The following is a 9,080-nucleotide window of genomic DNA, read 5'->3' on the forward strand; positions in this document are numbered from 1 at the left end:
CGTCCTCTCCATTCTTGGTTCACAACCGAGGAGTTTCAACCCGTGCCCTAACAGTTAAAGCATACATACCCGGCTGTTAACCGACTAAAACCAATGCTTTACGAACTTGCACGGGTTGAATCTCAGAACCTCAGTTGACGTTGAGGTTGACATCGCGATCGCAACTGCCGATCGGGCGCAGTCGAGTCATCAACTGCTTCAACAAGAAGCCATTGCTGTTCCAAGCGGTATAAGGACTTGCCCCTTGTCCTTTGAGGGACAAGGTTTGTCGGGCTTTGTTGTGGCAGATTGTTGCCAACAGGCTAATGACAGCGACTAAGCCGAGTTCATCGACAAGGGCTTCGAGTTCATTTTGGGTCACAAGTACACCTCCAGGGTTGACTATTTCCCTAAAGGATAGCACAATGGGGTAAGACTGGGTACTAAGTGGGGTCAGTCAGTGGCATCTTTATCATCAATGAGCTTATATTCCTTGATAGTTGCCAGGAGCATCAGTTTAGACATGGATATTCCTGACTCGTCAGACAGCTTCTTCAGCTTTTGATGGATTCGGTTAGGCATTGTGACTTTTATGGTTTTGGAAGCTTCATCTTGTTCGGCCATTTTCAGCAGTCATATTTAGTTGACATCAGCTTATCTTCTTTCGGAGTATCGATCGCCCTTTCCTTCTATTGTCTCTAGAGATGCGGGCGATCGCGCCGTTGAAAAGCACTACTGCTACCATGGTTTCAGCCTTGGTGATTCCCAAAACTTCTTAACAAACAATCTTAAACATGAGAAAACTCATATATTACGTGGCTTCCACCGTTGACGGGTTTATTGCTCGCGAAGATGGCTCCTTTGATTGCTTTCCGATGGCCGGAGAGCATTTTGCCGATTTGTTCGATCGCTTTCCCGAAACCATTCCGGCTCACCTTCACGAAGCGCTGGGAATTAATTTTTCAGGAAACAAGCAATTTGATGCTGTTTTGATGGGGCGCAAAACCTATGAAGTCGGGCTAAATGTCGGTTTGACTAATCCTTATCCCAGCTTGAAGCAGTATGTCTTTTCGCGCAGTATGACAGCCAGCCCCGATGGGAATGTTGCACTGGTTTCGGAAAATGCTGTTGAATTGGTTCAGGAATTGAAGCAAGAAACGGGTAAAGACATCTGGCTGTGCGGTGGTGGTGAGTTAGCAGCAACGGTGGTTTCAGAGATTGACGAGATGATTGTCAAGTTGAATCCGGTAGTCATTGGGGCGGGAATTCCTGTGTTTGCAAGGGCGATCGCGCCGACGAATCTGGAATTGGTCGATCGAAAAATCTACAGTAACGGTTTCATGCTGCTGCACTATCGATTGCAAAAATGAGGTGTTTTGGCGATCGTATAAAATTATCTGCGTTAATCCGCGTTCATCTGCGGTTAAAAATAAAAAATATTTAGGTAAAATTTATGAAGAGTTTAAAACACTTCGACTATTATCTAGTGCTCGATTTGGAAGCAACCTGCTGCGACAAAGGATCGATCGCCCGAAATCAGATGGAAATTATCGAGATCGGCGCAGTGATGGTAGATTCCACAACCCTAACAATCGTTGATGAATTTCAAACCTTCGTCAAACCCGTGCGCCATCCCATTCTCACCGAATTCTGCACGGCGCTAACATCGATCGCCCAAACGGAAGTCGATCGGGCTCCAACTTACCCAGAAGCAAGCGCGATGCTGAAAAACTGGCTGTCTGGCTACCCAAACGGTGTATTTGGTTCCTGGGGAGACTACGATCGCAAACAATTCAAAAAGGATAGCAACTTTCATCAACTCCCTTTTCCCATTGCTTGTCCTCACATCAATCTCAAACAATTGTTTTCAGAAACCCAAGGCTTGCCAAAACGATACGGCATGGAAAAAGCCTTAGAACTTGCGGCTTTACCCCTAGAAGGAACCCATCACCGAGGCATTGACGATGCTAGAAACATCGCTAAATTGTTGCCCTATATTCTACGTCAAAAAAACCTTACTTGATTCTAGGTTCGTAGTGAGGACTTTAGTCCTTATTCTAGGTTCGTAGTGAGGACTTTAGTCCTTATTCTAGGTTCGTAGTATCGTACCGTCGGTGCGGGCGTCGTTTCCAAGATTCAGCGATAGCATTTTGCTGAATTGACAAGTAACAGAAAAGCCAATTGCCCGAATGGTAATTGGCTTTTCTGTTTGCTTGTTTGTAAAGGTGCTGTTGTAAGATAGTTAGTGGGGCGATCGCCAGTCAATAGAAATAACGTTCGTGCCTGCACAACACAGTTGCATTCAAAAAACGCATGATGCTACAATACGTACATGAATTTTGAGTGGGATGAAAACAAAGCAGCGAGAAATCTGTCAAAGCACGGAGTCTCATTTGAAGAGGCAAAAACTGTTTTTGACGATCCGCTATATGTCGATTTCTACGATCCAGACCATTCTGATGAGGAAGATCGATATATTATTGTAGGAGAATCGCGCCGAGGCCGTTTATTAATAGTGTCTTATACGGAAAGGGGCAAGACAATTCGTTTAATTAGCGCCAGAGAAGTAACTAGAAAAGAGCGAGAAGTTTATGAAGAAGGCTGAAACAGATATGGAAGACGAACTGCGATCGGAATACGATCTGAAGAGCTTGCGAGTGAGAAAAGTAGGTCATGCACGCAAGAGTTTTAGCGGGCTGACAGTTCATCTGGAACCTGATGTTGCAGAAATGTTTCCCGATTCTGAAGCAGTAAATGAAGCTCTACGGTTTTTGATGAGAGTTATGAAAGACAATAAGTATCCTCTCGGCAATATGAGAGGCAATGACTAGAATTTAGTGAAGCCGATCGCGATCGAACAAAATATGCGTTTTGCCATCCGCGAAGGCGATCGTACCGTCGGTGCGGGCGTCGTCTCCAAGATTCAGCGGTAGCATTTTGCTGAATTGATGAGTAGCAGAAAAGCCAATTGCCCAAATGGGTAATTGGCTTTTCTGTTTGCTTGTTTGTAAAGGTGCTGTTGTAAGCTAAGATTGTATATTGAAAAGTCAGTTAAATATTTAACGAGGTATAGATGGTTGCAGGAATATGTTTACTTCTTAAAATACTTGGAACGATGATTGCGATCGTCGCTTGGGTCGATGTTCGGCGGTTTCTTGCAGCTCATAGCGCGATCGAAACTCGCAGCGATTTTGAAGCCTTCAAATCATTGGCACGCAGAAATATGTATATGACTTTAGCATTATTAGTTTTTCTTGTGCCAGCATTCTTCATGGGGCTGTACCTTGTTGTAGTAAACCCTAGGATTGGCTTAGCTTTGGTTCTCACTTTAGATGTCCCTATGTTATTACTGTCAAAAGTTCTCAAGCCACTTGAGCCTAAGGCTAGAAACTTGCCTTGTACACCAGACCTCAGTAAGAGTTATGCGCGTATTTGTGAGGTGTGGATAAATAAGCCATTTCCTAATTTTTAACTATGTACATTGGTGACCAAGAGGTTCTGTTATGAAGATTATCGAGTAGACGGCTAATAATTATCATGATATTTCTTTTTCCTAGCGATTACTTCAATCCAAAACAAGTTGATGAGATGTACGCTGGCCAAGTTTCAGCGCTGAACAACGTAGGATTAAATACTGCTGTTATCTCCTTAGAATCTTTGGGGAGTAAATTGCCTAAAATTAATCCTCCCATTTCTCAAAACTCGTACGTAGTCTACAGAGGTTGGATGCTTTCACCCTTGGATTACGAGCTATTGGTGAATGCTGTAGATAGCACCGGATCTAGCGCCTTTACTTCCAAAGCTGAGTATTTATTAACGCACTATCTGCCAAATTGGTATCCTTTAATTGCTGATTTAACTCCAGCTACTAAGTTTTACACTGTTGATGATCATTTAGAAACTGAGTTAAAAATATTAGGCTGGGAAAGATTTTTTATCAAAGATTACGTTAAATCTCTCAAAACCTCAAGCGGTTCAATTCTCGAACAGCCTTCAGAAATTAGAACGGTCGTGACCCAGATGCAAAAGTTTCGAGGAACAATAGAAGGTGGCATCTGCGTGCGTCAAGTCGAGGATTTTGTTGTAGAATCCGAGCGGCGTTACTTCGTGGTAAGCGGTCAACCGTTTTCTGCTTCTTTGGACGAGGAAATACCCTATATTGTTAAGGAATGTGCTGTGAGAATTCCCAGCAAATTCTTTTGTGTGGATGTAGTCGATCGCCAAGATGGAGTCAAGCGAATTGTCGAGATTGGAGATGGGCAAGTATCAGACATCGTTGGATGGTCTGCCGAACGTTTTGCACAAATTTGGGGCGGTAATAGCTAACACGCTGTCTCCTCTTGATTTCAAAAACAAACTCGTTATTTCATAAGCTACTATAGAAGCAATAACTCACAGGTTACGAGTATGACTTCGACACCAAACACCCAAACAAAAATTATCCGAACAGAACGCGGACTGACTATCGCAGGTACGCGCATCACCTTAATAAGGTCGATCGCTCACGATCGCGAAATCGCCCCCGATCGCACTTTTTGCAGTTCCGGCAATTTGAAAGCCAAAACAATATCTGCTTGAGGAATTCCCGCCGCCATCAACTCGTAAGCAACTCCATCTTCCGTACCATCGTGTTCGATCCACAGCTTGTTGTCGATAATTTCAATGTGGATCAAATTTCCGTAGATGCGATGACCGTTTTGCCAGCCTGTTTCGACTAACAAATAGCGATCGCGCTTTTCATCTAATACTAATTTGACCTCAGCTAGGTCGTCATTACCGAGAAAATCGATATATTCTTGGAGAATTCTTTCAACGATGTCGCGATATTGAATGTTTAATGAATCCATTGCACGATTGCCTCCTCTGCTGGCTCGAAGGTAACTAAACGAATGATACCATCAGTAGCTTGCGGGTTCTTGGCTCTTGTCGATCGCCCTTACAGAAAACTCGCCAGCCGGCGATCGCCACAAATATTTACAAAAATAGTTGATATTTCAGATTAGTTGTGTTATAGTAGCCTAGATGCGGGAGTATAGCTCAGTTGGTTAGAGCAGGTGACTCTTAATCTCAAGGTCGAAGGTTCAAGTCCTTCTACTCCCATCCTCAAACAACATAGTACAATGCCATTACCCGCAAGCTGTAGTGTTCTCGTCAATCTTAAAAAATTGAAAAGAATATTTGAGTCAATGAGCTTGTAAAATAATTTTCATGAACATCCAGCAATTTGTTGACAATTCCCTCGGACAGTGGCGATCGCAGCGCAGCGCCCATCACTTGACTTTCCGACACTTTGAAGCGATCGAGTCAGTCATTGATATCGTTGCACTCTCACCCGATGATGCTGCCGTAATCGACCTCTGCAAATCCTACAACATCGACCCAGCCCAAGCAGTCAACCCCTTTCACATGGCATGGGAAGGCCAGTCAGATTGGGATGAAAACGCTGAAATGAAAGGCAGTTGTATCCTCGTACCAATCCCAGATCCCACAGTCCCCAATCGCGGTAAACTACTGCGAGACCAAGGATATGCCGAAACCATTCCCGCCGCCGCCGACTATCACATCACAGACGATGGCACCTTTGTCCTCCTGACAAGCTACGATAACGCCGCCGCCGAAGAAAAAATTTGGTTTGCCAATCCCAACCTGCGCTTTCGTGTTTCCCTGATCAAAACCAGTAAAGGAAGTGGAGTTGTCACCGCATCATTTTCTTCAGAAATTCGATCGCTCTCCGGCAAATAATACCAATTATCGAAAATCATGCAACAATATTTGTAAGTTGCGCCGCCACAAACAATCCCTAATTTTAATCGAGAATATCGCAGCGACGCACCTTACCTAAAGAGTAGATGAAACAAGCAGAACAATTGTTTTGTAACCAGAGTTTTGATAAATGGTAGAGCGGTTCTCAACCAAGTGATGTACTCACCGCCAATTACCAATTACTAATCCGTACCTCACTTGATAATTGCTATATAACAAAGTAAAAAAACTTATGAATTCAGTTAAAACAAATAATGATTTAATCACTCTGGCTCAGTGGATGGCCGGGGATTTCAGCAACTACAAACAATCCTTTGAAAAACCACAACAATTTGCCCACATTCATATATTTTTCCGCCCCTTACCATTTGATTTTTTTAACGCCATTGGCTTTTACTCCGAGCAGGTTTATGACCACGATCTGTGGACTCCCTACCGTCAAGGAGTCCACAAATTAATAGACCAAGGAGAACAAATTTATATTGAAAATTATAGTCTCAACGATCCAGTACAATACGCCGGAGCAGCACGGGAATTAAGCATTCTCAAAACAATTAAACCAGATTGCATTCAACGGCGCTACAATTGCTCTATGGTTTTCAAACGAGAAGGAGAAATGTTTCGTGGTAGTGTAGAACCAGGAAACCAGTGTCTCATCGAAAAAAAAGGTTGTTCAACCTACCTCATCAGCGACGTGGAAATTACCGAAACAACCTGGAGCAGTCTCGATCGCGGTATGGATGTAAATACTCACGAACAGATTTGGGGCTCAGAGAATGGCTCCTTATGGTTTGAAAAGCGTCAAAGTTTTGCCGGAGAGCTACCGCCTCTCTAATTTTCCCGCCGACGAATTTCCAGGCGAGCGCAGCACATACTACAGCCACACCTATTACCCTAAAAGACTCCTGTACCCCAAAAAACTCCTGTAGTACGTGAAACAGCAACCTCCCCTGGAATGTTACATTATGTAAAGTTTTCTAATATAACATCCAATTATGGTAAATTTTCACATAACACAATAGTGGAGATTTTTTAAATGGTTTTTGGACCTGCATCTCGACTTGGAGTCAGTTTATTTGAAGAAACACCCTGTTTAGAACTGATTCCAGGACGTTCACAAGAAGAAGTAGAAACCATTATTCGTGCCGTCTACCGGCAAGTTTTGGGTAATGCTTACGTCATGGAAAGCGAACGGGCAACAATTCCTGAATCGCAATTCAAAAGTGGTGCATTGAGTGTACGCGAATTTGTCCGCGCTCTGGCAAAATCCGACGCTTACCGTTCTCGCTTTTTCGATACTTGTCCTCGCTATCGGTTTCTTGAACTGAATTTCAAACATCTTCTCGGTCGAGCTCCGGATGGCCTAGAAGAAATGAGAACCCATAGCACTATCTTAGATACTCAAGGCTACGAGGCAGATATTGATTCTTACCTCGACAGCGATGAATACCAAAACGCCTACGGCGAAAATATCGTTCCCTACTACCGAGGCTACAAAACCCAACCAGGACAAAACATGGTTGGGTTTACTCATATGTTTGCTCTCTTGCGCGGCCCTTCCAGCAGCGATTTCAAAGGAAGTCTTTCTGGAAAATCCCCAGTTTTGAACAAATACGTGATTCAAGAAACCCCTGTAGCAGTCATTCCTCCTTCCGGCGGTTCAGTTGGAGATGGTTGGTCATTTCCCGATAGACAGCGCGGTGCTAAAAGTGTTTACAACGTTGCTTCTGGTGACGAAGGTAAGGTTTTCCGTATCGAAGTAACTGGCTATCGCACTTCTGCAAAGAATCGGGTTCAAAAAATTCGGCAGAGCAACCAAGTTTATGTAGTGCCGTTTTCCAGACTTTCCCAAGAATATCAACGCATCCACAAACAAGGCGGCGTAATTGCCAGCATCACTGCTGTCAACTAGAAACCGTTTAAACTTCTAGCTTCACGACTTGGGGAATTACCTCCCTGAGCGTGTTTTTCTTCAATCCTTAATTCCCTGTTTTGAAACGTTATTTAGTCTTAGGAGAAACTCAATGAGTGTGGTTTTAGATGCACCAGTAGAACTTTGGTCTACTAGCAGTTCCGATGATACACAGGCTGTAATTCGGGCAGTTTACAAGCAAGTGCTAGGCAATCCCCACGTGATGGAAAGCGAACGCCTGACTGTGGCAGAATCCCAGTTGTGCGATGGTGGGACGACAGTACGGGAATTTGTCCGCGCTGTGGCAAAATCCGACTTCTATCGCAGTCGGTATTTTGAATCATGCGCTCCCTACCGCTTTGTCGAGCTAAACTTTAAACATTTGTTAGGTCGCGCTCCCTTAGACCAAGCAGAACTTTCTGAGCATATTCGCACCTGTATCGAAAAAGGCTACGATGCAGAAATTGACTCGTACCTTGACAGTCAAGAATATGAGGACAAATTTGGCGAGAATACAGTCCCTTATTATCAAGGCGCAAAAAGTCAACTCGGACAAAAGCAAGTTGGCTACAATCGCACTCTTTCCCTGTATCAAGGTTATGCAGGAGTTGACAGTGCTTTTACCGCTTCTCGCTTAGTTGACTTCGTAGCTGGTAATAGTGGTAACAAAATTACTTTACCAAGCACAGGCGGTCGCATTAGTGCTTCCAAAGATGCCACCGAAAAAATGTTCAAGATTGTTGTCAAAGGAGCTAAATTTGATAGCCCTCGCCGAGTGAGCAACACTGAATATCTTGTCTCTGGTGGGAAGATGACTCCGCAAATTCAGCGCATTCATCGCGCTGGCGGAAAAATTGTCAGCATCACCGAAGTTGCTTAAGCCATAGACTGATGACGCGAGCCTGAGTCGGGGATAACTAGAAACTTTCTTGGGTTCCCCTTTATGAGCTGAGCTAGATTCTTCTATCGTTTTTTTTGATTGAGGTTTCGTATCTTAATACTTTCTCTAGAGCGAGTTTCTTATTCGCTCTTTTTCTGTTTAAAAAAGCCAAAAACTTGATTTATAGAAGAAGGCCTTAATTATCTAGGGGAGAAGGAAAAAATATTTGGTCGAAGCACGTCCAGGACTGTTTCTCAAATCTAAATTCTAAAATGGTATTATAAAACTTTATTAAGTTTGTAAGCAGTAGTAAGCAATAGTAGTATCATATAGTCAAAATGGTAAACTGAGAGAATTATTGCGATTGTCAAAAAATGGAGAGTCTGAATGCAACTAGCAGAGAGGCACATCATTAAATCCACCGAGAATCGTTTTGTTAAAATTGATGAATTAGCCTTTAAATCCAAAAATTTGTACAACGCGGCTAACTACCTTATCCGTCAAAGTTTTGTCTATGGATGGGGTTATATCAATTACAACGAAATG

13 protein-coding genes, 1 tRNA gene and 2 pseudogenes are annotated in these 9,080 nt (G+C 43.3%); 13 read left to right on the forward strand and 3 right to left on the reverse strand.

Annotated elements, in window-relative coordinates; genetic code table 11:
- Nucleotides 1–130: 130 nt before the first annotated feature.
- Together JGK07_RS15455 and JGK07_RS15460 are read right to left on the reverse strand one after the other, a co-directional pair.
- A complete protein-coding gene (locus JGK07_RS15455; RefSeq protein ID WP_293207294.1) occupies nt 131–361 on the reverse strand; it encodes a hypothetical protein in 231 nt (76 codons plus the stop codon).
- A 71-nt stretch (nt 362–432) separates the two neighbouring features.
- The gene (locus JGK07_RS15460) at nt 433–603 is read right to left on the reverse strand and encodes a hypothetical protein (RefSeq protein ID WP_293207296.1); all 171 of its coding nucleotides are present in this window, start codon (nt 601–603) and stop codon (nt 433–435) included.
- A gap of 170 nt (nt 604–773) precedes the next feature.
- Between JGK07_RS15460 and JGK07_RS15465 the strand changes: the two genes are divergently transcribed.
- From JGK07_RS15465 to JGK07_RS15495, 7 genes and pseudogenes are all read left to right on the forward strand, one after another.
- Nucleotides 774–1,349: a dihydrofolate reductase family protein gene (locus JGK07_RS15465; RefSeq protein WP_293183801.1), complete on the forward strand. Its 576-nt coding sequence runs from the start codon at nt 774–776 to the stop codon at nt 1,347–1,349.
- Nucleotides 1,350–1,432: 83 nt separating this feature from the next.
- Nucleotides 1,433–2,002, forward strand: a complete 570-nt coding sequence (locus JGK07_RS15470; RefSeq protein ID WP_293207298.1) for a 3'-5' exonuclease — start codon at nt 1,433–1,435, stop codon at nt 2,000–2,002.
- A 309-nt stretch (nt 2,003–2,311) separates the two neighbouring features.
- Nucleotides 2,312–2,584, forward strand: a complete 273-nt coding sequence (locus JGK07_RS15475) for a BrnT family toxin (protein WP_293183806.1) — start codon at nt 2,312–2,314, stop codon at nt 2,582–2,584.
- A complete protein-coding gene (locus JGK07_RS15480) occupies nt 2,571–2,810 on the forward strand; it encodes a hypothetical protein (protein ID WP_293183809.1) in 240 nt (79 codons plus the stop codon). The genes JGK07_RS15475 and JGK07_RS15480 overlap by 14 nt, the downstream gene beginning before the upstream one ends.
- Before the next feature lie 3 nt (nt 2,811–2,813).
- Nucleotides 2,814–2,912: pseudogene (locus tag JGK07_RS15485) on the forward strand (hypothetical protein); the annotation flags it as partial.
- Between the two features lie 140 nt (nt 2,913–3,052).
- Entirely contained in the window at nt 3,053–3,451 is a 399-nt protein-coding gene (locus JGK07_RS15490) for a hypothetical protein (RefSeq protein WP_293212505.1), read from the forward strand.
- Between the two features lie 65 nt (nt 3,452–3,516).
- Nucleotides 3,517–4,305, forward strand: coding sequence for an ATP-grasp domain-containing protein (locus JGK07_RS15495; RefSeq protein WP_293225300.1), 789 nt, complete (start codon nt 3,517–3,519; stop codon nt 4,303–4,305).
- Between the two features lie 176 nt (nt 4,306–4,481).
- On the opposite strand, the gene JGK07_RS15500 is transcribed toward JGK07_RS15495, so the two are convergent.
- The gene (locus JGK07_RS15500; protein ID WP_293183814.1) at nt 4,482–4,826 is read right to left on the reverse strand and encodes a XisI protein; all 345 of its coding nucleotides are present in this window, start codon (nt 4,824–4,826) and stop codon (nt 4,482–4,484) included.
- 179 nt (nt 4,827–5,005) lie between these two features.
- Here JGK07_RS15500 and JGK07_RS15505 point away from each other — a divergent pair.
- The 6 genes and pseudogenes from JGK07_RS15505 to JGK07_RS33210 form a co-directional block, all read left to right on the forward strand.
- Nucleotides 5,006–5,079: transfer RNA gene (locus JGK07_RS15505), tRNA-Lys, on the forward strand.
- A 108-nt stretch (nt 5,080–5,187) separates the two neighbouring features.
- Complete coding sequence (locus JGK07_RS15510) at nt 5,188–5,721, forward strand: phycobiliprotein lyase (protein ID WP_293183817.1); 534 nt, start codon at nt 5,188–5,190, stop codon at nt 5,719–5,721.
- A 253-nt stretch (nt 5,722–5,974) separates the two neighbouring features.
- Nucleotides 5,975–6,577: a chromophore lyase CpcT/CpeT gene (locus tag JGK07_RS15515; protein ID WP_293183820.1), complete on the forward strand. Its 603-nt coding sequence runs from the start codon at nt 5,975–5,977 to the stop codon at nt 6,575–6,577.
- 201 nt (nt 6,578–6,778) lie between these two features.
- Nucleotides 6,779–7,654 carry a phycobilisome linker polypeptide gene (locus JGK07_RS15520; protein ID WP_293183822.1) on the forward strand — a complete coding sequence of 292 codons (876 nt, stop codon included), beginning with the start codon at nt 6,779–6,781 and terminating at the stop codon, nt 7,652–7,654.
- A 112-nt stretch (nt 7,655–7,766) separates the two neighbouring features.
- Nucleotides 7,767–8,534 carry a phycobilisome rod-core linker polypeptide gene (locus tag JGK07_RS15525; protein WP_293183825.1) on the forward strand — a complete coding sequence of 256 codons (768 nt, stop codon included), beginning with the start codon at nt 7,767–7,769 and terminating at the stop codon, nt 8,532–8,534.
- Between the two features lie 387 nt (nt 8,535–8,921).
- A pseudogene (locus tag JGK07_RS33210) lies at nt 8,922–9,080 on the forward strand (RNA-guided endonuclease TnpB family protein); the annotation flags it as partial.

It is taken from the genome of Microcoleus sp. PH2017_24_DOB_U_A, from assembly GCF_020738205.1.
GTDB lineage: Bacteria > Cyanobacteriota > Cyanobacteriia > Cyanobacteriales > Microcoleaceae > Microcoleus.

Excerpts from the sequence above, each read along its gene's own strand:
- JGK07_RS15460 (WP_293207296.1), bottom strand. The coding sequence starts at position 603 with ATGGCCGAACAAGATGAAGCTTCCAAAACCATAAAAGTCACAATGCCT.
- JGK07_RS15465 (WP_293183801.1), top strand. The coding sequence starts at position 774 with ATGAGAAAACTCATATATTACGTGGCTTCCACCGTTGACGGGTTTATT.
- JGK07_RS15470 (WP_293207298.1), top strand. The coding sequence starts at position 1,433 with ATGAAGAGTTTAAAACACTTCGACTATTATCTAGTGCTCGATTTGGAA.
- JGK07_RS15475 (WP_293183806.1), top strand. The coding sequence starts at position 2,312 with ATGAATTTTGAGTGGGATGAAAACAAAGCAGCGAGAAATCTGTCAAAG.
- JGK07_RS15480 (WP_293183809.1), top strand. The coding sequence starts at position 2,571 with ATGAAGAAGGCTGAAACAGATATGGAAGACGAACTGCGATCGGAATAC.
- JGK07_RS15490 (WP_293212505.1), top strand. The coding sequence starts at position 3,053 with ATGGTTGCAGGAATATGTTTACTTCTTAAAATACTTGGAACGATGATT.
- JGK07_RS15495 (WP_293225300.1), top strand. The coding sequence starts at position 3,517 with ATGATATTTCTTTTTCCTAGCGATTACTTCAATCCAAAACAAGTTGAT.
- JGK07_RS15500 (WP_293183814.1), bottom strand. The coding sequence starts at position 4,826 with ATGGATTCATTAAACATTCAATATCGCGACATCGTTGAAAGAATTCTC.
- JGK07_RS15510 (WP_293183817.1), top strand. The coding sequence starts at position 5,188 with ATGAACATCCAGCAATTTGTTGACAATTCCCTCGGACAGTGGCGATCG.
- JGK07_RS15515 (WP_293183820.1), top strand. The coding sequence starts at position 5,975 with ATGAATTCAGTTAAAACAAATAATGATTTAATCACTCTGGCTCAGTGG.
- JGK07_RS15520 (WP_293183822.1), top strand. The coding sequence starts at position 6,779 with ATGGTTTTTGGACCTGCATCTCGACTTGGAGTCAGTTTATTTGAAGAA.
- JGK07_RS15525 (WP_293183825.1), top strand. The coding sequence starts at position 7,767 with ATGAGTGTGGTTTTAGATGCACCAGTAGAACTTTGGTCTACTAGCAGT.